This window comes from Paenibacillus nicotianae, from assembly GCF_042681745.1.
GTDB lineage: Bacteria > Bacillota > Bacilli > Paenibacillales > Paenibacillaceae > Saccharibacillus > Saccharibacillus nicotianae.
The window spans coordinates 668,098-692,493 of the sequence record NZ_JBHUGF010000011.1 but is presented as its reverse complement, the minus strand read 5'-3'; the positions used below and the strand labels follow the sequence as shown (position 1 = coordinate 692,493).

Below are 24,396 nucleotides of genomic sequence, written 5' to 3'. Positions count from 1 at the left end.
TTCTTGAAATAGCAAAAAAGCACACCTTCCCTATCTCTAGGAAAAGTGTGCTTCACTTTTACGTGTGTTATTTATGAGAATTACAGTGTAACCCAACCATGTTTGATAGCGTTGATTACTGCTTGTGTACGGTCATCAACTTCCATCTTCTGCAAAATACTACTTACATGATTTTTTACTGTTTTTTCACTGATAAATAGATATTCACCAATCATTTTGTTACTCTTACCTTCTGCCATTAGACGCAATACTTCTGCTTCACGACGTGTAAGAGGATTATCATCGCCAGCTACAAATTTAACACCTGTATCACCAGAACTATTATTGTCTGTTAATACACCGGATTCATTTGTATATGTCATACGACGAAGTTGTTGGATTAGCTTACCTGTTACTTTAGGATGGATATAAGCATGACCTTCCATAACAGAACGAATCGCATTTACCAAAGACTCCGCTTCCATATCTTTTAACAGATATCCTGAAGCGCCTTTGCGTAATGTTTCAAATACATAGCTTTCATCATCATGAATAGACAGAATGATAACTTTAATATCAGGGAATAGCTCACGCAACTTTTCAGTAGCTACTACTCCATTTTCGATCGGCATATTAATATCCATTAATACCACTTCTGGAGGATTGTGATTACAGAATTCTAATACTTGAATTCCGTCTCCACATTCACCAATAACCTCAAGGTCATCCTCCATATTCAGAATACGCTTTAGACCTTCACGAAAAAGCTGATGATCGTCGGCTAAGAGTATCTTAATTTTTTTAGTGCCGTAATCATGGTTTTCCATTCTGTTACTCCTTTCACTTTTCCACGTTCGTCGGAATATGGATTACGATTTTCGTACCCTGATTTTCGGCAGATTCGATTTCCATTCTTCCTTCAAGCAATTCTACTCGTTCCCGCATGCCGATCAATCCAAAATGAGTATGATCTTTGGTCTTCTGCTCTATCATATCCAACTTAAAACCGCGTCCGTTATCCTCCACAATCAACTTAACCATTTGTGACTGAAAAGTAATGATAACCGTTACATAAGTAGGATAAGCATGTTTAGACGCGTTAGTGAGTGCTTCTTGAACTAGTCGGTAAATCGCAGCTTCCATAGCAGAAGTGAGTCGATATTCCTTGCCTCTTGTTTCGAAAATCGTGCGGATTCGAGTTTTATTCTCAAAATCTTGCACATATTTCCTTAAAGTTGGAATGAGACCCAAATCGTCGAGGGCCATCGGTCTTAGATTAAAAATAACTTTCCGCATTTCTTCTAGGCTAGAGCGCACTTGTCCCTTCAAATCTACTATTTCGTCCTGGACCATCTTATATTCCTGCTTTGTAATCATTCTTTCTACAATTTCGGTCCGAAGAACTAGATTTGCGAGCAATTGAGCAGGACCATCGTGAATTTCCCGGGAAATTCGCTTACGTTCCTCTTCTTGTGCGAGAATGATTTTTAGCCCGATCAATTGACGGTTTTTGGCTGATTCCAAAATACGAGTGACTTGATTAAGTTCGCCAGATAGGTACTCTAACACAACTCCCATCTGCGAGCCGATCGTCTCAGCTCGCTCGATAGAGTTTTCTACATTTTTAACTCGTTTTTGCAAATCATCCCGTCTTGCTTTTAAATACATTTCTTTCTCGCGATAAATCATCAAATCCAATTGAAGTTGCGTTGCACGTTCATATGCTTGCTTGATATCTTCTTCATTATACCGTACAAAGTCCCGGCTGACTTCTGTCAGTCGAATCCGGGAACTACGATAGCTGACTTCAAGTTGGTCTACCTTTTCAATCGTATCTGTCGTTTCACGAAGTACCAATTCAAGTTCTGTATTGAGCGAAAGCAATTCACTTCGCGAAGTATCCAAAATCTCGAAGATTTGATATTTACTATTTTCCATAACACTTGTTGCATTCTTAATGACGTGATCTATTGCATCAGCGTGGAACTCCACTCGATCTTCTCCATTTCTGTAAGTCAATTATATGATGCATGTATTATCATATCATAACTTATCACGATTGGATGCTAACCGTCTTGGTTTTCTGATCCCATTTTACAGTCAAACCAAGCTGTTCTGACACCAATCTTAACGGGACTAAAGTCCTTCCTGATACGACTAAAGGTGCTACTGTAGAGTTTTGAAGCTTACCATTGGACACATAAGCTTTATTATTCACAGTTAAATCCAGTAATTGTCCAGCGCGTAAAATAGTTACTCGTTGACTACTAGCATTCCAGGTCGCCTGTCCACCAAACGCATCCATAATATATTTTACCGGTACGTAAGTTGCATTATTTTTGAGCATTGGAGAAACATCAATAGATTGTGATTTGCCATCTAGTGTTGAAGTCTTTTTACCCACTGTCATCGATAATGTACCTTTTGGTGTAGTATATGTTGGTGCTTGAGCTGCTCCAGTTAGACGAATATTGTCCATAGCGATCATTCCTGTAGCTGCACGCTCGTCTTGTCCTTCTGCTACATTAACTACATATACACGTTTTAATTTAGCCGGATAAGCGATGCCTGAACCAGAAAGATCGATATTTAATGTTTTCCAGCCGCTCCAATTGATACTTTTCGCAAAATCAATATATACCGTTTTACCACTAGCATCAGTTACTTCACCGCGTAACCAGTTATAACTCTTATCGCCATACACATCTACTGTTACACCTGTTGTTCCGGCTATAAGTGATTTACCAGCAGTACCGCCAAACTGAGCATAAGCATATTTTTTAGTTGTTCCTGCTGTCATATCATATGTTAATTGTAACACTTTAGAATTGGCATGATCGCCTGTTCCCTGCGTCACTTGAGCTGTTCCTTTAACTGTACCAGGATTTCCTAAGAAACTAATACCATAATTTACATTTTCAAAATCTTCCCATGTACTCGTTGCTCCGCCACCTGTAGTTAATACCATCATTGTACTAAATCCGTCGTAACGAGCAATAGCGTATCCCACCGTAGTACCACTATTTACAGAAGAAATATTCAATTGTCCATCTTTTACACTACCTTTAAATCCAACCAATTCCCATTTTAAAGTTTCTGGAGAAATAGTTAAGCTGGAGCCGTCTTTTAAGGTCGCAGTTACTGGAACAGCGACTGTAGTACCTGCTTGCAAAGTAGCTGTAGAGCTAGCAGTAGTTAAATTTTGAATCGCTTCTGCGCCTACAATATTTACATTCATACTTGTACTAACTCCACCACTAGAAGCAATGATTTTGGCTGTACCATTTTTAGTTGCTTTAAATTCGCTACCTGTCCATTGGATATTACTGCTTCCAGCTTTCCAAGAAGGATTAATGCCTGCTGTACTGATAGGATTATAATAAGTATCGTAGCCATTTGCTTCATATTTCGCTGTTTGCCCGATTAATAATTGTTTGGGTCCACTAATACTAAATCCTTGTACTTTGCCTTGTGGGGCTGTAGTATACACTCCTAGCCCGTTTACAACACTACGTTGAGTATTACCGCCATATTCTGTCGGGAACGTTAGACTCGCTTGTGTTTTCCCTAAAGGACGTGTAACTAACGTTGTAGAACCTCCACCATCTAGATTGATGCCTTTCCATACACCTATTGAAGCCATAAACGATTGTAGTTCGTACAAAGACATCCCTGCACTATTATCATTGTCTTGTACAGTAACAATATAAGCATAACGTCCATCTTGGGAGTACCCTACAGCTGTACGTGCACGATTACCACCGATCGCTGTAGTACTACGAGAAAATGAACTGGGTTTACCTTGATCAACCAAAATCGTATGACCACCAATCATCATTTGTAAAGTAGTTGGATCAATCGATTTGCCTGTCGATTTGGCTTGCAAACTATAATCAGTCGTTACTTTTTGTCCAACTTTCATATGTTGTTGTACAAATTGAGCAGCTTTACCATGCGTACGCAAAATATAAGCGCCTTTAGGTACTACTTTTTGAATAGTGGCATTAACTGATATTTGAGTGATCACTCCACCTTGTACAAGCACTTCTGTCGGTGTAGTTGAACTATTTGCCGGACGCTCTATCGCTTTCCAAGCATCAGTATAGATATACATTGTATTTGAGTGGCTGAAAGTACCATCAGGCTCTGTCATATAAGAGGCCTGATTGATTCCCGCTAGATCAAATGTAGAACCATCTTCTGCGGTCACTTTACCTTGAAATGTAAATTGATCAATCATAGGTGTACCATCTTTGGTCACACCAAATGCATACATTCCTTTTAATTCAGAAGGGCTAGACATTAATACACCTTCAGAAGCTTGCGCTCCCATCGGTACGCCTTCACTCGCAGTATTAAAATAATCACCATTTACGCCGGCAACTGCTTTGGTTTCTTGCGCCATTCCTTCAACAGATTGCTTGGTCGTAAATTGATTGCCTTTACCTGTCATCACATCCAAATTAACATACGGGTTTTTCAAATCTACTTTAACAACGTCTGCTAAAATAGAAACCGTTTTTCCAGAACGAGCTGTTTTGTAGCGATATTCCAAAAGCTTCGCTCCAGATGTTATGTAGCTTTCGTTCAATTGAGTAGTCTCAGCTGCACTTGCAGTATGTGTAGGCAACCAAGCGACCTGAGGAATACCTATTTGTAATACGGGTTGAATCCATAACGAGCCTGCAATCGTGAGAATCATCCATTTGCGTGCCGTTTTTGCTTTGCCTGTCATATGTTAAAACGCTCCTATTCGTTGAAAATTCTGTAATTATATTGATTTTTTATAATCGTTATCATGATATCCACTTTAATGATCATAACGTTAATTAGATATAGATGCCAATTTGGCAGAGTACACCACATAAGAATATAGACTACAATAGAAGCAAAAAGTTACGGTAAACCAATCATTTTTTTCTGTAATTCTATAAAAGTAGATCAAATACTCTATCTTTTAAAGGTTGAAATTGAGCTCAGACTCCAGTTCCAGTTCCAGTTCCAGTTCCAGTTCCAGTTCCAGTTCCAGTTCCAGTTCCAGTTCCAGTTCCAGTTCCAGTTCCAGTTCCGAATAATGGTATTGGTTTAGAGCATAAAAAAGAAGGCTTCCCGAAAAAAATCGAGTTGCCTTCTTTCATCAAACTATAATTGTAGATAATAAAAACTATTATAGTCCAGCTTGAGTTTTTAATAATTCTGCTTTGTCGGTTTGTTCCCAAGGCAATTCAACATCTGTACGACCGAAATGTCCGTATGCAGCTGTTTGACGGTACAAAGGACGACGAAGATCAAGCATACGAATAATACCAGTAGGACGCAAGTCAAAATTGTTACGAACCAATTCTACCATTTTTTCTTCGCTTACTTTACCTGTTCCGTACGTATCAACACTGATCGATACAGGGTTAGCTACACCAATAGCATAAGCCAATTGGATTTCGCATTTATCTGCTAATCCAGCAGCAACTAAGTTTTTAGCTACATAACGAGCAGCATAAGCAGCGGAACGGTCTACTTTAGTTGGATCTTTTCCTGAGAATGCACCGCCACCATGACGTGCATAGCCGCCATATGTATCTACGATGATTTTACGTCCAGTTAGTCCAGCATCACCTTGAGGTCCACCAATAACAAAGCGACCTGTTGGGTTAATAAAATATTTAGTATCCGCATCAAGCAATTCAGCAGGAACAACCGGAAGAATAACATGTTCACGAATATCTGCTTGAATTTGCTCCAATGTTGTTTCTTCAGCATGTTGAGTCGATACAACGATTGCATCAATACGAACAGGCTTACCATCTTCATATTCCACAGTCACTTGTGTTTTACCATCAGGACGCAAGTAGTTCAGTGTACCATCTTTACGTACTTCAGCCAAACGGCGTGCGATACGGTGAGACAATGCGATAGGCAAAGGCATCAATTCTGGAGTTTCATTCGTAGCAAAACCGAACATCAAACCTTGGTCACCTGCACCAATATTTTCTGTTTCTTTCTCCATTAATGCTATATCACGAGTTTCTAAGGCAGAGTTAACACCTTGAGCGATATCAGCAGATTGTTCATTTAATGAAGTAAGTACAGCACATGTATTATAATCAAAGCCATACTTGGCACGTGTATAACCAATTTCCTTGATTGTATTTCTTACGATAGATGGAATATCAACATACTCCGAATTTGTACTTACTTCCCCGATAACTAACACCAAACCTGTAGCCACTGCTACTTCACAAGCTACACGAGCATTGGGATCATTAGCTAAAAAAGCATCCAGTACCGCATCAGAAATTTGATCACAGATTTTATCTGGATGTCCTTCAGTTACAGACTCTGATGTAAATAAATGTCTCTTTAAAGTAGACAAGAGTTTTCAACCTCCCATATGGATATTAAGGTGTCAGCAATGTGCAACCAACTTTAAACATATAGCCAAAGTCCCCACACAAAAAATGAACCCTTTCCATAAGGAAAAGGTTGCTATACAAGCCTCAACAGTCATATTAACGTATTTAATACCAGGTGTCAAACGCTAATCACTAGATGCTGAAGTATATTTTTTATACGTAAAAGATTAGATAGTCTATTGTAAATAAAATAGATCTTATACAATAGTTCAAGATGTTAAGTGAACTTTTTTCTAGCTATCTTATATCAAAATCAATATATCTATTGCATGTAGAGCTGAATTTTTGAAAATACAAGCTTACTGAATTTTGTAATCCCCAATCACCAATACGGTAGCATTATATCCTTGAGTCAAAGCAACTTCAACCCCGCGCCCATCTCTTGGAAATAAAAGTAGATGGTTATTAGGAATAGCTTGCGATCCACCCATTTCACTTCCAGCCGTCAAATCCAAAATTCCATTTTTATCAGAACTGTATACGACCGCTTTCCCTGTACGTACAATCACTTCTGTACCAGCCGCTGCAATTAACTTTTTACCAGGACGAATTTCTACAACTTTTGTCGTCATTGTAGTAGAAGGTGTTACAGAAGGAGTTGTAGGAGTAGGAGCTGTAGATACAGGAGGTGCGACTGGAGCAGGTGTGTTATTTTTAGAACTACTATTGTTATTGCTAGTATTCCCTACAGAACTACTAGAGCTTCCCCCTAAGGCCTTTTGGATTTGTTGATCTACATAACTCTTGGTTACTACAGGATCATCAGCAGAACCTAATTGACTACTAGCATCACTAATCGTGATAAAAGAGCTACCTACCCAGATACCTATACCAATAGTAGCAGTAGCCATTAACCATGTAGCATATTTTTTCATATAATGTCCTCCTTAAATTAGGAAATAAAGATATAAAACAAAAATACCCCGGAGCAGTTGCCCGCTCCGAGGTACCTAAGCGAAAGTAGTTATACTTTCTATATGACAGTGTTCATATCAGAAGATATTACTTGCTGTTTACAGTTACAGTTTTAGCAGCTGCATCGTACATTACTGTAGCGTCAAGAGCTTTACCAACCCAAGCGATAGGCAATACAGTACGGTTAGCTTTAGTTACTGCTTTAACATCCATGTTGATTGTAGAACCGTTGATAGTCAATTGGTTAGTTTTAAGTTTCAATTGAACTACGCGGTCACCTTTGATCAAAGTAACCATAGAAGTTGCTTTGTCAAACAAGATGTTTGCAGGAGTTACACCCAATGCTTCAGCTACGTAACGAACTGGCAAGTAAGTGCGACCATTTTCTACATAAGGAGCAACTTCAGCAGTACGAGTTTCCCCGTTTACTTTGTAAGAAGTGCTTCCGATTGTGTAGATAGCTGTTACAGCATTGGTTTCAGCACCTGGAGCTTGTGTTCCGATAGTAGCGATAGTTGCTTGTGTAGCATAACGGTAGCTATCTTTCCAAGTTTGAGTAACATCACCGAAGCCATGGTAAGCAGTGTTAGCAGCTGCATCACCTTGTACTTTAGCAACAATGTTACCTTGTGGTACAGTACGGTCAATACGCAAGTTTACGCCGTTGATAGCAATAGTACTAGCAGTTGTACTTTCGCTGTCTACGTAGAAACGCAATACGCCTTGAGTAGCACTGTTGTTGTAAGTGTCGATAGACACGTTACGGATAGTCAAGTCACCAGAAGTTACAGATACAGTAGGAACTGAACCGAAAGTTACGCCTGCTGGAAGAAGAACTTCTACCAAACCGTTGTCGTCATCAGTCAATGCGCCTGCTGCGCCTTCTTTAAGAGTCAAGTTACCGATGTTTGCACTATCAGAACCGATTGAAGCACTATAAGTTGCGTCAGAAGCAGACAATGTCAAAGATGGAGTAGCTGTTGCTACTTTAACTGTACCAGTCAAACCTTGGCTACCAGCTACAGCAACATTCAAGTCACCAGTGAATCCTGGTTGTACTGCTACTTCAACATCTTTCAATGTGATAGAACCAGCATTGTTGTTAGAGTTGTTTACAGAACCAGCAGGGAAAGTCATACGCAATGTACGTCCATCAGTACCAGTATAAGTAATGTTTGGTTGTCCCAAACCGTTAGCAGTATCGATAGAACCAGTAGTACCAGTTACATCAGTACCGTCTTCATAAACAGACTGCCAACGAGCACCTTCAGGAAGTTGCAACGTTACTGTACGTCCAGCGATGAAAGATCCTGCAACAGATTCTTTAACAACGATGTCGCCCAATTGTTGCTCATCTTGGCCAGCGATTACAGTAGATGGAGAAGCTACAGTTACACCACCACCGTATTGTCCATAAGAACCTACTACCAATGAAGAAACATTAGCAGAAGAGTTACCACTTACAGTTGCAGTGATATCGCCTTCTTTAGCTTTATCTTCGTCTTCAACAGAGAAGCTAAGATCCAAGTTGAAAGAAGAAGCTGTACTTGACAATGCTGCAGTATTAGTAGCTGCAATAGTCAAAGTATCTCCATCAACAGAAGTAGTCAAATCTGCAGAAGTCAAATCTCCGTATAGAGGAGTGAAAGTTCCTACCGCATTCCATTCAAAGCCAGATGGCAATTTGAATTTCAAAGCGTTACCAGTTTTCAAAGATGCTGCAACAGACTCAGTTACTTTCAACGTGAAGTTGAAATCGTCACTGCTAGATTGTGTATCGTTAGCTTCAAGAGCTACTTGACCAGAAGATACTACTGTTGCTACTTTAACGTTACCAGTTGGCAAGCCGCTTGCAGTAGAAGCAGAGAAAGTCAAATTAACATCGCCTGTGTTAGGACCAGTTGCTTTAATGTTATTTAAGTTCAAGAACAATCCAGTATCATCAGTTCCGTTACTACCATTAAATACAATTTTAGCAGATTTGTTACTAGTACCAATTTTGTAAACATTAGCAGTAACGTTAGCTCCACCAGTATCAACTAGTTGGAAACCATTAACACCTGCAGTATTAGCAGTAGTATTTTCAAAGTCAGAAGCGAATTCAAAACCTTGTGGCAATGTTACTGTTAATTCTTTAGTAGTACCATCCAAAGTGTATTGATCAACGTTTACTTTAACGCGTCCCAATTGGATAGAGTTAGCAGAACCAGTGCTTAGCGTTGGTACGTTGTATACATCAAAACTACCAGATGCATGTGCAGCTGTTGGAGCAACGATACCTGCTACTGGAGCGATACCTGCTAGCATAGCAGCGCTTGCTGCTACGTTTAATACTTTTTTAGTAGACTTTTTCATAAACTTTTGTTCTCCTCCTTGAATATCATAAACATTTTTTTTGTTTTTTTGTTTGTTGTGGATTTTGTCACTCATCAGTCGTTACACCCCCTCTCCGAGTTTAAAGCAAATCCCTTTTTGTATGATGATATCTGTGACAAAATCACAGAAAATCGTAACCGGAATATTTGTCAATCGAAAAACCGCAGTGCACAGAAGTTATTATACATTGCGTCAATGATGCCGTAAAGACATTTTTTCACATTGAGATCGACTAAACATTCCAAAAGTTAATCTCAATTTAATAACCTGTCAGCAATTATGTTGCCTTGTTTTATCGGGTTCATATATGTAGACGCAGGTTTCTTCAAAAAGTTGCGGTTTTTCAAAAAAAGTTTTCTGTTTTTTTTGCGACATATATTATATCGCGAAACAGAGCCTTGATTATCATACTACACTTTGAGAAGATATGCCAGTTTTGCCTACAATACTTTTTCGTAACTATATTACTACTAAACACGTTTTAACCTATTTAAACCACTCTTATCACAATTATTTTTATAGACAAAAAAAGAGAGCTCTTAACAGAGCCCTCTCTAGTAACAAATTACATTTTAGGAAGTTTTTTATCACTGATCATTACTTTGGCTAAAATAACTGCTGTATCGGAACGTAGCATTTTTGCAGTAGGAGAATAGTTGAATCCTTTTTTAGAATCCCCATCAATAGCAGAACCATTAATAAATCCTTTTTTAGCTACAGCTAATACAGCTGCTCTAGCATAACGATCCACAGATGTAGCATCTTTAAAGATTTTTTGTAGACCTGCATCAATCTTCGTTTGATCTGTATCCATTTTTAGATTGAGTGCTTTGGCGATAATTACAGCTGCGTCCTGACGGCTAATACTATCTCCAGGACTAAATACTTGTGGCTGAGTACCACGTACAAAGCCTGCACGAGCTGCTGTTTCAATATAACGATAATCGTATAGTGCATTTTCTGCAATATTACTATCGCTGCTACTTACATCAATAAAGTGTTTGGTACCTTGGTAATCAAATGGCATTTGTTTTGCTTTGACAATAGCACGAGTAAATTCACCACGAGTGATATATTGATCTGCTCCAAAAGAAGTATCTGGATCTACAGCTTTCATAATACCTTTGGCAAATAAAGCTTCCATGTAGTCTCTTGCATAATCATGTTGAACAATATCTGTATACGAGTAACTTAATTTGGCAACAACATAATAACCAAACCGGTCAAACGGTACAGTTACAGTATGGCTCTTCGCGTTGACTACCCCACCTAAATTTTCCCACTGACCTGTACTATTACCAAGTGAGCGGTCAAAGAAGAATACAGTGATTGCTTTACCAGCATCTTCAGCTACATTATCAGAATAAGACAATGTTAATGTTCCGCGCTTCGATGGAACCAATTCGTTTTGCGGATTACGCTCGTAGAAACTCGGGATTTTAGAGTTAGAAGCTTGATAAGGATTCTGTCCTAATTTAGTAGGATCGTAAGCTGTTGTTGTAATATCATCAGCTAAACCTGGATCAATCCAATACACAGGACTACTTTTCACAAAGTGATTATTAAATTGACTTACGAAAATTTGTTGACCTACTTTAAATTTAGCATCCATGTTTGTTGGAATAGACTCAAAGTTATAACGATCAATAACTCCATCTTGACTATTACCAATTCCAAATAGAAGGCTATGCCCAGAGAATACTTCATTTTTCAATTTGTCATCAGCACTTGTACCGATATCACGACGGATAAGGTTAGTTCCAGATGGAAATTTCAAATTCAAGTCACCTTCAAAGACTTTAGCAGAAGTCTTCATATCCTGCATAAATTCTGCACCTGGAATATTTGTAGGTACATATTTAACAGTAATATCTGTTTTTACTTGCTCGCCATTAATAGTAACAATAATCGGAATCTTAGTATCCTTGTTAGGTTTCAAATCCCGAACCGTAACAAGATAAGCATCTGGATACTCAGGATTAGTTGTACTATTAGGATCTGTAAAGTAAGGAGCTTTAACAGCAGTTTCTTTATTGATTACAACAGAAGTTGCATTTTTAGAGTTAACAACTACATCGATAAAGTTGCTGTTTGTTAATTTTTCTGCTTCCAGTGGTCTTACAATTTGATAAGAGTCTGTTTGTTTACTGATTTCCATACGTGCAGAGGAGCTAGGTCCGCCTGTGCCTGTATTATATACAGTAAAGTTATATACAATTGGGCTTCCATCTTCTGCAACTGTTTGATTTCTAATGATAAAAGCAAAAGATTGTTTGCTGTAATCATAAAAAACACTTAGTCCACTGTCTTTACCCGATGTGTTAAATGCATCATTAGTAGTTGAAGTAAATTTATCTTCAAGTGTCCATGTTCCGACAGTAGTTCCATCCGATTTTTGAACTTTTAAAATATAATTTGATTTAGTAAGCGACTTATCACCAGCAAGTACACTTTCTACACTAGACTTGTTAGTACCTAAATCTACAAAATCAAATGTACCATAAATATTGAACTGTTTTTGTTTAGTTGTATACGCTGTTCCATTCATGATGAAATCTGCATCTTTAGCTGTTGGGATAGCATCACTACCACCTGAATATTTGAATGGGAAAACACCTAATGTAGTATCTACAGGAATCACAGGTACATCTGTAGGCACTAGATTAATTTTGATCGCATTCTCATAAGAGGTTTGGTTTGTTTTGAATACAATTTTGACCGTATTCTCTCCTGAGAAGAGTGCATTGTATGCTTTAGAGACAGCACTAGTAGGAATTTCAAAGTTTGTATCATTTGAGTTTTTGCTATCTACAGGAACGAGCGGAATAATTGTATTATTCACATAGAAAAATACAGTTTGTTTATTTGCTCCATCATCTGCGTAACGAATATCTGATTGATTTGTTACATTCTGCAATTTACCAGAAAAATCATCTAACGTATTCGTAATAATTCGCACGTCAGAGCCAGCAACGTTCTGACTATTCTGAATAACCATACCATCGTATGCTTTATTGAAGTTAGCATATGGTCCAAACAGTACATTCACTTTTGCTGATACTTCTGGTGTATCTACTCCACCTTTAGTTGCTTTAAAAGTTAATGTTTGCGTTCCACTGATTGGAAGTTTGGTAAGTTTGTAAAGCAATCTTTGCGTAGGTACAGCACTTCCACTGACAGGAGATGAATCAATAAGTGTATATGAAGCATCGCTTGCAGTCGCTGCTTTACCATTGCTATCTACAATTTTACTAATGCTAAGTGTTGTATTAGCGTCTCCGTTTACTACTAATACTTCTAAAGCTGTTGGTAAAGAGAAAATATTCGCTCCATCTAATGCTGTTCCGATCATTGCTTTAGCAGAAGCATCACTTGTATTAGCTGTATATCCAGATAAATAGTTTACTTTCGAAATATATGCTGCTGTACTATTACGTAAAGTTAAACCAAGTCCTTTACTTGAATCTCCTTTAGCTAGAACAGATAAGTTAATTCCTTTATCATAATCAAACGTACGACTATTATCTTGCGGAATGGTATACGCTAATGTTACATACGCAGAAGTACTTTCATCTTCAATAACAGTTGGTGTTACTGTTCCTGTATATTGACCTGAAGTTACTGTACTTGGTATAGCTGTACCACTAAAGGTGTATGAAATATAATCTGTGAAATTTGCAGGACGCGTATTGTTAGTCAAAGGAACAACGATTTTACCTGTAACTGCAAATTTATTATCAGAAACTGTGAAATCCGGGAATGTCGAAAGATCCGCAGAAGTCAAACTTCCACTTTGCGCATACGTATCATAGAAAGTAGTTAATCCATTATAAAATGTTACTTCACGTGTTGTTTCGAGTACTTGTGTTCCATTGATCGCTTGAATCGTTAAAATATTTTTACCAAGTTTCAAAGCTATAGGAGCTACTGTAAATTGATAATTATTTGAACTTGATACAAGAGAAGTTCTACTATTACCGCCATTTACCAAAACAGTAACTTTAGCAGCATTCGGTGCAGAACCACTCAAAGACATATTTGCTGTTTGCTGTCCATCGTTGATTCCGCCTTTGGCAGCTGTTAACACAACAGAAGAATTTTCTTTTAATGCTACTGTATCGTTATCTAATGTAGCATTCAGATTATAGATAGTTGGACCATCGCGATATTCTACATAAATAGATTCGGCTACTTGTGAAGCAACACCTTGTGTCGCTTTGAAAGTAATACGGTTTAACCCTGCATATAAAGGAATATCAGAAATTGTTAAGCTTGAACCACCAGAAGTACTAGCATTAATATTTCCAGTTAATCCTTTATTAGATTTGATTACTGTAACAGCATCACCATTTTTAGAAATTTGCTCTACATCATAACTGATCGAGTTCGCATTGATATTACTATAGCTACCCGTTACGGTAAGTTTGTCACTATTAGCAATTTTTGGTGTTCCAATATCGTACTGCTCATTAGGGAAAATAAAAAAGCTTCCTGTCGCAGCTTCGGCTGACTTCGCACCTAAACCTGGGGGTAGACTACTTACAATAAGAACTACCGCCATAAGCATCGATAGTATTTTCTTCAAAATGATGTTCCTCCTTTGATTTCGGTCGCTGCTCCAACTCACTAATGGCGGGCATAACCTGTCTACCCTTTTTATCGGCATCCTACAGATATATTTTAATAAGTTCAGAGAAATCGATACAAAAAAACCTCTCTTTCTATAGAAAGAGAGGTTTGGATATCGCTGAGATCCTTTGCTATCAAACGATCTACAACCGATTCATCATTTATATTATTTTTCTTACTTGATGTTCATTTAAGGCTTACTTCCACGTGTTGGATCCGGTTTGATCCGTAAGCGAGCAATGAGTCCAAGAAGTGGACGTTTTGTTTTGCCTACTAAACCAATCAGCTCTGCTCCAATTTGAAGAACAAACATCATGACACAAATCACTAAGAATGTAACCCAGTTGGCTTCATTGATTGCAGCGGATGATTGGATAATTGCCAATACACCGAAGAAAGCAGCAATTCCATAAATCAACAGTACCGTCTGACGATGACTTAATCCGAGTTCACGTAGACAATGATGCAAATGACCTTTGTCTGGTGCAAAAATCGGCTTCTTATGTACCCAACGGCGGATAATCGCGAAGAAGGTATCAGACAATGGTACACCGATAATGATCAAAGGAGTAATAAAAGAAACAACTGCGATTTGTTTAAATCCAAGTAAGGATAACATCGCAAGACTGAAACCTAGGAACAATGATCCTGTATCACCCATAAAGATTTTGGCTGGATGAAAGTTAAAATAAAGGAATCCAACAATCGCTCCTAACAGAAGTAAACATAAAAGCGCTACAGGGTAGTTACCCATAATCAATGACATTGTAAAAATACTACCAATTGCAATAGCAGATACGCCTGCTGCTAATCCATCCAAACCGTCAATCAAGTTGATTGCGTTGGTTACACCTACGATCCAGAAGATCGTTAAAGGAATAGCAATCCAGTTTTCAAGTGAAGAGTATGAATCTTGAAAAGGAATATTGACAAAATCGACTTTAATTCCATATCCGAATACTACTGTACATGCAGCGATAATTTGACCTAACAATTTAACACGAGCTGATAATTCAAAACGGTCATCCAGTACACCGATCAATACGATGATTGAACCGGCTGTAAAAAATGCTTTCATAAAATTAGCATCGCGTGCAGGTAGATCAAATGGCAAAAACGGAAGGACAGCAACAAAAGCAATCGTAAATGCTAAATAAATCCCCAGTCCGCCAAGCCTTGGCATGATTCTCGTATGCACTTTACGGGCATTAGGAACATCTACGGCTCCGATTCGAATTGCAAACTTTTTGACGAGCGGCGTTAGAACCAGTGCTAATGCCAGCGCCAGAACAAATCCGAGAATAAAAATGATTAACATTTTGCTTTTCGACCCCCAATTTATCTCACGGAGCCAATTATACTCCGTTCGAAATTAAACACCAAACTGCTTTTAAGCACATTTTAAGCGATATTCATCTAAATTCCATCTATTTATTGAACTTTTACTACGTTTTCCTTGTCCTTTAGCACTTTTAATGCGAATTTCGGAAGCGCAAGCATTCTTTTGTAACGAGTAGGCTCTTTCAGCAGGCGATAAAACCATTCTAAACGCAATTTTTGAAATAATTTTGGTGCACGTTTGGTCTTACCGGAGATCACATCAAAGCTTCCTCCTACGCCCATAATGATCGGAACACCCAATTCTTGCTTGTATGTACCAATCCACGGTTCTTGCGTATCTGCTCCTCTTGCCACAAACAAAAGGTCAGGTGAAAGACGACGAATTTCTGCAATAATTTCTGCATCTTGATCGGGGCCAAAAAAACCATCACGATATCCAACAATCGCAGTATGTGGATATAAACTTTTTAACCGGGTAGCTGTCGCCTGAATCACTTCAGGAGTGGAACCCAGTAAATATACTTTCCATTGAAGTGACTGACCTCTATCCATTAATCGATGCAATAAATCATATCCTGCGACACGTTCAGCTACAGGTTGACCACAAGTTGAAGCTGCCCATACTAGCCCTGCACCATCTGGAACCAATAATTCTGCATGTTTCATCACTTGCATATAAGCAGGTTGTTCGAGAGCTGTCATAATCATGATTGGATTCGCTGTAATGATCTGTTGCGGTTTACCCTTTTTGATACTTTGTTCCAGGTATTCAACAGTATCATCCATATTCATTTTGGATACTTGTAACCCGTAGATCGGAACAGTCGGTATAGTATTCCATTCTTTCATTATATATCACCTTTGCGCTAAATAATAATGAACAATAAAACGGGCAGGGCTAGCAGCATCTTGTTTGAGTGATTCGATTAAAGAAGCTTTGCTTGTGCGCCATCCTTCTTGATCATCTAGCAATACTTTCGTTTCTTGTGCTAATCGTAACGGTTCTACTTTGGTACTGGTTCCTGTCGCTTGAATCTGCAATCGATTTAGAAATTGATCGATTTTGGGATCATATGATATTCCGATTAAAGGTACTGATTGAGATGCTGCATAGATTAGACTGTGCAGTCTCATACCTATAATAGCATGACAGCGGCTAACTTCCACTAGCATTTGTTGTGGGTCTGTTACTTGTTCAGCGCTACTGATCACACTTCCATGTTCACTGATATCACCAATACGATCGATTACATATTGAGAAGCTTGTTCATCTTCAGGTAAATGAAAAGGTAAAAACCGAAGATGCACAGGTAATTCTTGACTAAGTAAACGCAAACCGTCTGCTATTCCATCCAATTCACGACGTTGCTTATCCCAAAAACGAACTGATATCCCGACAACAGGAAGCGAATCAATATTCGCTTCTGTCACATTATTCAAAGGATTAATATGAATCGGTTCTTGCTTCACAGGTAACGGTAATCCCATTACAGGGTCGGCTACAACTTCAATTTTGGAACGGGAAAGTCCCATTTTTTCTAGTAACAAAGCAGATTCTTGATCTCGTACAGATACATAAGCACTTTTTTTGAAGCTATTTCTGATCCAAGAAAAAAAGAATTTCTTTTGTACCGGCCCTACGCCTTGTGCGTAAATAAAGACAGGCTTACGTAACCAGTGAGCGATACGAACAATACCAAGATAATAAGGAATCGTCATGATCCCTGTAGAATCTTGAAGAAGACTGCCTCCGCCACTAATCAGACCATCACTTTCTTTGAGCAGTTGGCGAATTTCGCGAATCTTCAACCGTCCCACAGAACGTACTCCGTACATTTTAGAAGTCCATTCAGGATCACCTGACAATACGATAGGCTCGATATGAATACCTTGCTGTTTACCCTGATCTTCCAGTGAATTCAAAATCGATTTCAATACCGCTTCGTCTCCACTATTGCGGAATCCATAGTATCCAGAGATTACGATTTTCGCAGAAGCGGTAGCCATTTTTTCCAACACCTTTCAAGGATTTGCCATACGATCACAGCCACCAATCCAAGAATCAAACCAAGTCCCATTCCAAGTAACCCACGAATCAATGAAATATGAACAGGCGAATGAATATGAGCAAATGTATCAACCATTGATAATTGACCGATACAAGCAATAATCATAATGTAAATCGCATGACGATACTTCGCTGCAATAAAGACACCTAAAATAAATAATGGATGAGCCATTAAGAATTCTTTATTACGTGGACGAACCCCTAGCAAGCTTTCTAGTGCATTACGGAAATGCATTTCAAGCGGTGTAACTGTTCCTGCATTACCGGTACGAGAAAGATAATACATGCCTACGATTCCTACAATCCCCAATACAATAATCCAGGTTAATGTAATAGGCGTTGTTAATACTTTGCGAATACCACCTATACCAAAACTTTGCTTACCTCGATAAAAAGCGATATATATTGCGATCAAAGCAATAGGTGCAAAGTGTAGTAAGCTTACTCCGCGGAATTGGTTAATCACCAGTTGATACGTAATATCATTCAGAAGCCCAATAATAAAGAGTGCTCCTGTTAATGACCACAGCGATGTACGAATAAATAAGATAACCGCTTGGATCACACGTTGACTTACTGATAATTGATGTCTTGTTTCGTACAAGCGATCCACTTTACGTACAGCATAGATCATCGCAATCGTCGGTGCACTAATAGCCGCAAGCAAAGCAATACCTTGCTCTAAAATAAGTGCCTGATGAATAAGGATCAGCCCTGCACTACCGATCAGTCCAAGCACAAATACAATCAATGTTAAACGACGTACAAAATAAGAAACTAACAAAGCGATATATGCAATAGCTCCAATTAATACAATTAATTTAAAGTATTTGTTGAAAGCAGAATGACTGACATCCATAGCGGAAGCAGGGCCAATTTTGAAACCATGACTTTCGATATTTTGAATAGCCTGTCCTTCTGTTTGTAAACTTTTAATTACATTGTCAATAGAATTGGTCATTTGAGCTTTAGCGGTATCACGAGATACTGCCAAATTGATATACATCATCCGAATATTACGATCTTTTGCAGCTAAAGCAAAACGATCAGCTACTGTATACGGATCAAGCTTAGAATCAGATTCGCTTAGGGAATACAAACGAACCACATTATAATGCATAAGGTACGCTAATTTACTAAAACCAGTTTGTGGTTTTTTCAAGTTCTCAATCGCTGCAATCCCCATATGATATTGATTTAACAATGCAGCAAAGTTAGCGATACTTTTCTTCTCAATATCGTCATTAAAACCAGTAACAGATTCACCATCAAAAAGAATCGTTTTGACACCATACTCAGAAAATTGACTTAGCAATCCATTCATACGCGTTTGGTCATATGGTAACGAATCGTTAAGACGAGGAACAATCTGGAACCCCATATTATGAAGCATCCGCATTGTAATCGGATCAGGATCAAGTGGTTTTAGTCCAGCTTCATCCGTAGAAGTCTGAATAATAACACCGGGTAGTCCTTTAAAGCTCCAGGGTACAACAGCAATGCCCAATGAATTGTATACACGCTGAAGAACTGGCTCTAACAATTGTGCATTTTCTTCACTTGTAAATTGGACATATGTAAAATTTTCATTTTGTGGAATCACCTGATTTTGGAGATTAGCCACATCCACAGAATTATACACATTAAGACGTTGCGACTTTTGCAATTCACTTAAATTACTTTGGTATACAGCTACAGAACCTACGCCTGCATCCTTAAGCAATTGAAGCTGTTGCTTGATATAATCCTGGGGATGAGGCTGATACGATGCAATATCGATTAGATTACGATAATTAAAAACAAACTCCACATTTTTGGACGTTGACTCGGTTTTGGTACGATCAAAAGCAATCGGCAATGAAGCTACCAAACCAATAATCACCAATATCCATAACCATTTCACAGAAGAATTATTCCAATGCTGCCATTTCTGAACCACTCAAGTACCTCCTTAGTAAGTTCGTTATATTATTCTCAAGCAGTCGCCCAAAGAAGAACATAACGAATGGTTCCGCTGCTAAGACTAAGCTTCACAGCGGAACCCTTCATTCATCTGATCTATTATATACTGCCTATTGCGTCTATCCTACTAAAAATTGATGACAATCTACGATTTTCGTAAAATAAATCTAAAATTAACCATCAACACGTTGCATCACAGCAGCCGTTAACTTTTGAATACGATCTGTTGCATCTGCGCCTGAATCACCACGAACCGCAAAGTATACTTTGATTTTTGGTTCTGTACCGGATGGACGCAAGCAGAACCATGATCCATCTTCCAACAAAAATTTCAAAACGTTCTCTTTAGGAAGACCGTCTAGACCTTTAGAGTAATCTAAAGCTTCACTTACTTTCACGCCTGCAATCTCAGCAGGGCTTTCTGTACGCCATGATTCCATAATACCTTGAATCTGTGCTACTCCGTCTTTTCCTTTAAGCGTACGCGACTCCAAACTTTCTTGGAAATGCCCAAACTGTTCATACAACTCTTGTAATACATCATATAGCGTTTTACCTTGTTGTTTGTAATAAGCTGCTGCTTCACTAATTAACAATGCTGCAACGACTGCATCTTTGTCACGTGCATAGTTGCCTGCTAAATAACCATAACTTTCTTCATAACCGAACAGATACGTATGCTCGCCACTTTGTTCAAACTGATTCATTTTTTCACCGATATATTTGAATCCAGTCAATGTGTTGAATACTGTTGCTCCATAATGTTCAGCAATCGCTGCTCCCATTTCACTGGTTACGATCGTTTTGATCACTGCACCGTTAGAAGGAAGTTTGCCTTGCTCTTGAAGCTGGCTCAAATAATAATGAATCATAATGGCTCCAGATTGATTACCAGTCAGAACAAAGTATTTACCATCAGGGTCTTTAACAACAGCACCCATACGGTCACTATCTGGATCTGTACCGATTAGAATATCAGCATCTACTTCTTCACCAAGCTTAATCGCTAGTGTAAAAGCTTCGCGTTCTTCAGGGTTAGGAGACTTCACAGTTGTAAAGTTGCCATCAGGTGCTTCTTGCTCGGACACGATAGAAACATTTGTAAATCCAAGACGCTCAAGTCCTGCACGTACTGGAAGATTACCTGCTCCATGTAAAGGGGTATAGACGATTTTCAAAGCTTTACCGGCTTCACCTTGTAACAATTCGCGATTCACACTAATATCAGTAACGGCTTGGATAAAGTCTTCATCTTCTTCTTTACCTAACCATACTAGCAATCCTTGTTGCTCTGCTTCTTCGCGGCTAATCCGTTTGATCGCTGCAAAAGAAGAAACTTCGCGAATATTACTAATCACTTGTTCTGCTTCATGAGGAACCAATTGTCCACCGCTGTTGTTATATACTTTGTATCCATTATATTCAGGCGGGTTATGACTTGCTGTAATCACAATACCACCGGTTGCTTTCAGATTACGAACTGCAAAGGAAAGTTCTGGTGTTGAACGAAGCGAAGGAAATAGTTTGGCTACAATTCCATTTCCAGCAAGTACCAAAGCTGCTTCTAATGAGAACTCTGGTGAAAAGTGACGGGAATCATGAGCGATCACAACAGATGGTTTACCTTCTCCTGAATGAGCAGATACAATATATTCTGCTAATCCTTGTGTAGCTCTACCTACTGTATAAGAGTTCATGCGATTACTACCTGCACCAATAACTCCACGTAGTCCACCTGTACCAAACTCCAAATCACGATAAAAGCGATCTTCTAGTTCTTTATCTTGTCCTTGGAGCCCTTGCAATTCCTCTTTGGTTGCTGCATCGATCGATTCATCATTTAACCATTGATCTAGATTACGTTGAGCTTGTTCACTAAGTGTTGTCATCATATCCATCCCTTCTCCATCTATAATTTATCAATCATTAAAATCATTTCATATTCTGTCTGAACTATTACGCTTTATTCGGATCAGTCAGTGCAAACATAATTTCACCTTCAGCAACAACGTTACCATTCACTGTAGCTTTAGCCTGACCTTTACCAATTGATGCTTTCATACGGGTAATTTCTACTTCTAATTGAAGAGTATCACCGGGTACTACTTGTCCACGGAAACGAACACCATCAATTCCTGCAAACATCGCTAACTTATTACGATTAGCTTCCATTTGCAAAATGGCTACTGCACCGACTTGCGCTAACGCTTCAACAATCAGTACTCCCGGCATAACAGGATAACCCGGAAAATGACCTACAAAAAAAGGTTCATTGATCGTTACATTTTTGATCCCTACTGCACGTTTACCAACTTCCAATTCCAGTATGCGATCTACCAGTAAAAAAGGAGGACGATGCGGTATAATCTCCTGAATTTGTTGTACATCTAACACAACCAAAACCCCTCTCATTTTCAACAGTATAGGTTCACTTTTTCTTTCAACACCTCGTCGCATCTTCAGATGGCATGCGCAATGGTGTGAATCCGAATCGTTCACCTGCATTGTCCCATATAATATGTAAGCATTTTTTAGTCATTTTAAGCATTCCACATCATTATAACGGTTTCGACAACAAAAATAAAACTCCTGCATAAGCAGGAGCCTTTAAAAGTCATGGTGCAAAAACAAGTTGAAAAATATGTGCCCATGTCTCTGGATATAATACATCCGATATATTCTGTTTGCCAATCATAGCATAACCTACTGTTAAGCCTGCTAGCAAAGCTACAACAAATCCAACAATTACTAACAGTACACGTAGCGTTTTGATCCCTGCCGAAGAAGATGGAGTAGCTGGCTTCTTCTCCGGCTCTTTTCTCTCAGGTGCAGCAGGTTTTCTCACAATTTTTTTGTTAGGAGTTGCTTTCCTTTGAGCTTTAGCCGCTTCTTGTACGGCTGCACGTCTACTAGCCACGAATACTATTGGTAATACTCATCATATTGTCACTAGAAGATAATGTACGTGCTGCCAGCTGATATGCACGTTGCACTGTAATCAATTCAGACATTTCGGCACTCAAATCTACATTAGAACCTTCCAAAAATCCCTGACGGATTTGAGTCGTTGGTGACATTGTTCCTACAACATCATTCAAGTTCGCTCCGGTAGGTAACATGAATAAGTTGCCATCCATTTGTGTAAGACCTTCTGGATGAATCACACGATCAACCTGAACCGTTTGTGGAAGGACTGTAATTTTGCCTGCGGCATCTGTAGAACGAACAATACCTTTGTCATCGATCTGGATATTCGTTTTGGCTGGAACTTCTAAAGGAGCAGATACACCTCTAGCATTTTTCCCCATAAGTAAATAGCCTTGATCGGTTGCCATAAATGCTTTAGTCGGGTCAGTTGCTGACGGTACGAAGTGGAAAGAACCTTCGCGTGTCCAACCTTGCTTACCATCGGCACTCACTGCAAACATACCGTCACCTTGAATAGCCAAATCGGTTGGATTATTAGTCGTCTGCATTTCACCTTGAGCTGTATTCAGTGTCACATCGCTCATACGAGCACCAAATCCAAGATTGTACCCTGAGCCTGTTACACGACCTGGCAAAGCAGATGCTGCACCTGGTTGCTGTTTGACAGCCGTAAATACATCTTCAAATGTAGCTTGCTTCCCTTTATATCCAACAGTATCGGCATTGGCAATGTTATCAGATACTACACCCAGTTTTTGCTGGATACCGCTCATCGCTACCATTGCACTGATCATCGAATTATTCATTATTCTCCTCCTTTGCTAACCATCTATACTGCTATATTATACACGACCTACGTCATTTACTGTTTTGTCTAAGCTTTTATCATAAAATTGTACAATCTTCTGATTGGCTTCATAAGCACGAAGTGCTGCTGTTAAATCAACCATTGAAGCGGCTGCATCTACTGTAGAACCTTCCAAGTAACCTTGACGAACTTCTACATTATCGCCTGCTTGTAATTGTCTAACCCCTGCTGTAGCCGGATCGGTTACGCGAAACAGTCCATCACCTGCACGAGTCATCTGACCTGGTAGATTCACTACAGAAATACCTAATCGTCCTACTGTAGCGCCATTGAGTTTGGTTGTAATATTTCCTCTTGAATCAAAATTATAATCATCGATCGAACCACGTAGTGTAATTGGATTACCTGTTGCACCTAATACCTGATTACCTGTAGATGTTAATAATTGTCCTGCTGCATTCAATTGAAAATTACCATCACGAGTATAACCTGTTTCACCGCTCTTACTTTTCGCTGTAAAAAAAGCTTGCGGGCGATACGTTACGGTACCGTTTTCTGCTACATATTTACCTGAAGCATCGAAAGGAATGTTTTGCCGGGTTGTCGGGTCTGCCAGATTAATCTCTGACACCAAAGCAAAGTCATCCGCAGAATTCGTCTGACGCATATCCCCTTGTACATTCATAGAGATACTTTCTTCTGCCAGTACGCCTGTATTCAAACGACCAATATTTTGGTTGCTTGATCCTTGATCTCCATTATTCAGCGAGATCAACATTTCTGGAAAAGAACGTTCAATACTCTCTACTTGCTTGTATCCAGGGGTATTTACGTTTGCTATATTTTGCGTCACGGTATCATGGCGACGTTGCTGAGTAATCATACCTGAAGCAGCCGTATACAGACCTCTTAACATTACCGGACACTCCTTTCGTGTTCAATATATGGGTGATTCTGATTGTATATATCCAAGTTTCCGT

Annotated in this window: 16 protein-coding genes; all 16 read right to left on the bottom strand. The window is 39.0% G+C overall.

The features are described 5' to 3' along the window. Positions 1–80: 80 nt before the first annotated feature. Positions 81–806, bottom strand: coding sequence for a response regulator (locus tag ACFSGI_RS21825; protein WP_069328654.1), 726 nt, complete (start codon positions 804–806; stop codon positions 81–83). A 13-nt stretch (positions 807–819) separates the two neighbouring features. Next, positions 820–1,971 (bottom strand): sensor histidine kinase, encoded by a 1,152-nt coding sequence (locus tag ACFSGI_RS21820; protein ID WP_204827155.1) that lies wholly within the window; start codon positions 1,969–1,971, stop codon positions 820–822. Positions 1,972–2,032: 61 nt separating this feature from the next. Beyond that, entirely contained in the window at positions 2,033–4,714 is a 2,682-nt protein-coding gene (locus ACFSGI_RS21815; protein WP_204827154.1) for a stalk domain-containing protein, read from the bottom strand. Between the two features lie 432 nt (positions 4,715–5,146). Then, entirely contained in the window at positions 5,147–6,349 is a 1,203-nt protein-coding gene (gene metK / locus ACFSGI_RS21810) for a methionine adenosyltransferase (RefSeq protein WP_204826296.1), read from the bottom strand. A gap of 339 nt (positions 6,350–6,688) precedes the next feature. Beyond that, entirely contained in the window at positions 6,689–7,264 is a 576-nt protein-coding gene (locus ACFSGI_RS21805; protein WP_204826295.1) for a hypothetical protein, read from the bottom strand. Between the two features lie 127 nt (positions 7,265–7,391). Then, positions 7,392–9,734: a stalk domain-containing protein gene (locus ACFSGI_RS21800; protein ID WP_204826294.1), complete on the bottom strand. Its 2,343-nt coding sequence runs from the start codon at positions 9,732–9,734 to the stop codon at positions 7,392–7,394. Between the two features lie 511 nt (positions 9,735–10,245). Beyond that, entirely contained in the window at positions 10,246–14,265 is a 4,020-nt protein-coding gene (locus tag ACFSGI_RS21795; RefSeq protein ID WP_204826293.1) for an S-layer homology domain-containing protein, read from the bottom strand. A gap of 234 nt (positions 14,266–14,499) precedes the next feature. Next, positions 14,500–15,627, bottom strand: a complete 1,128-nt coding sequence (locus ACFSGI_RS21790) for an MraY family glycosyltransferase (protein WP_204826292.1) — start codon at positions 15,625–15,627, stop codon at positions 14,500–14,502. 113 nt (positions 15,628–15,740) lie between these two features. Continuing rightward, complete coding sequence (locus tag ACFSGI_RS21785; protein ID WP_204826291.1) at positions 15,741–16,499, bottom strand: WecB/TagA/CpsF family glycosyltransferase; 759 nt, start codon at positions 16,497–16,499, stop codon at positions 15,741–15,743. Positions 16,500–16,505: 6 nt separating this feature from the next. Further along, complete coding sequence (gene csaB, locus ACFSGI_RS21780) at positions 16,506–17,657, bottom strand: polysaccharide pyruvyl transferase CsaB (protein ID WP_204826290.1); 1,152 nt, start codon at positions 17,655–17,657, stop codon at positions 16,506–16,508. After that, positions 17,630–19,657: a DUF5693 family protein gene (locus tag ACFSGI_RS21775; RefSeq protein WP_204826289.1), complete on the bottom strand. Its 2,028-nt coding sequence runs from the start codon at positions 19,655–19,657 to the stop codon at positions 17,630–17,632. Before ACFSGI_RS21775 ends, csaB begins: the two co-directional genes overlap by 28 nt. A gap of 196 nt (positions 19,658–19,853) precedes the next feature. Further along, entirely contained in the window at positions 19,854–21,569 is a 1,716-nt protein-coding gene (locus tag ACFSGI_RS21770) for a phospho-sugar mutase (RefSeq protein ID WP_204826338.1), read from the bottom strand. A gap of 67 nt (positions 21,570–21,636) precedes the next feature. Beyond that, positions 21,637–22,074 carry a 3-hydroxyacyl-ACP dehydratase FabZ gene (gene fabZ, locus ACFSGI_RS21765; RefSeq protein WP_204826288.1) on the bottom strand — a complete coding sequence of 146 codons (438 nt, stop codon included), beginning with the start codon at positions 22,072–22,074 and terminating at the stop codon, positions 21,637–21,639. Between the two features lie 220 nt (positions 22,075–22,294). Beyond that, positions 22,295–22,597, bottom strand: a complete 303-nt coding sequence (locus tag ACFSGI_RS21760; RefSeq protein ID WP_204826287.1) for a DNA-directed RNA polymerase subunit beta — start codon at positions 22,595–22,597, stop codon at positions 22,295–22,297. Then, positions 22,590–23,414 carry a flagellar hook-basal body protein gene (locus ACFSGI_RS21755; protein ID WP_204826286.1) on the bottom strand — a complete coding sequence of 275 codons (825 nt, stop codon included), beginning with the start codon at positions 23,412–23,414 and terminating at the stop codon, positions 22,590–22,592. The genes ACFSGI_RS21760 and ACFSGI_RS21755 overlap by 8 nt, the downstream gene beginning before the upstream one ends. 36 nt (positions 23,415–23,450) lie before the next feature. Continuing rightward, positions 23,451–24,332: a flagellar hook-basal body protein gene (locus ACFSGI_RS21750; RefSeq protein ID WP_204826285.1), complete on the bottom strand. Its 882-nt coding sequence runs from the start codon at positions 24,330–24,332 to the stop codon at positions 23,451–23,453. Between the last annotated feature and the right edge of the window lie 64 nt (positions 24,333–24,396).

Bases quoted from the DNA above. Each gene is read 5' to 3' on its own strand.
- ACFSGI_RS21785 (WP_204826291.1), bottom strand. From the start codon at position 16,499: ATGAAAGAATGGAATACTATACCGACTGTTCCGATCTACGGGTTACAA.
- ACFSGI_RS21750 (WP_204826285.1), bottom strand. From the start codon at position 24,332: ATGTTAAGAGGTCTGTATACGGCTGCTTCAGGTATGATTACTCAGCAA.
- ACFSGI_RS21805 (WP_204826295.1), bottom strand. From the start codon at position 7,264: ATGAAAAAATATGCTACATGGTTAATGGCTACTGCTACTATTGGTATA.
- ACFSGI_RS21770 (WP_204826338.1), bottom strand. From the start codon at position 21,569: ATGACAACACTTAGTGAACAAGCTCAACGTAATCTAGATCAATGGTTA.
- csaB (WP_204826290.1), bottom strand. From the start codon at position 17,657: ATGGCTACCGCTTCTGCGAAAATCGTAATCTCTGGATACTATGGATTC.
- ACFSGI_RS21825 (WP_069328654.1), bottom strand. From the start codon at position 806: ATGGAAAACCATGATTACGGCACTAAAAAAATTAAGATACTCTTAGCC.
- ACFSGI_RS21790 (WP_204826292.1), bottom strand. From the start codon at position 15,627: ATGTTAATCATTTTTATTCTCGGATTTGTTCTGGCGCTGGCATTAGCA.
- ACFSGI_RS21800 (WP_204826294.1), bottom strand. From the start codon at position 9,734: ATGAGTGACAAAATCCACAACAAACAAAAAAACAAAAAAAATGTTTAT.
- ACFSGI_RS21815 (WP_204827154.1), bottom strand. From the start codon at position 4,714: ATGACAGGCAAAGCAAAAACGGCACGCAAATGGATGATTCTCACGATT.
- ACFSGI_RS21755 (WP_204826286.1), bottom strand. From the start codon at position 23,414: ATGAATAATTCGATGATCAGTGCAATGGTAGCGATGAGCGGTATCCAG.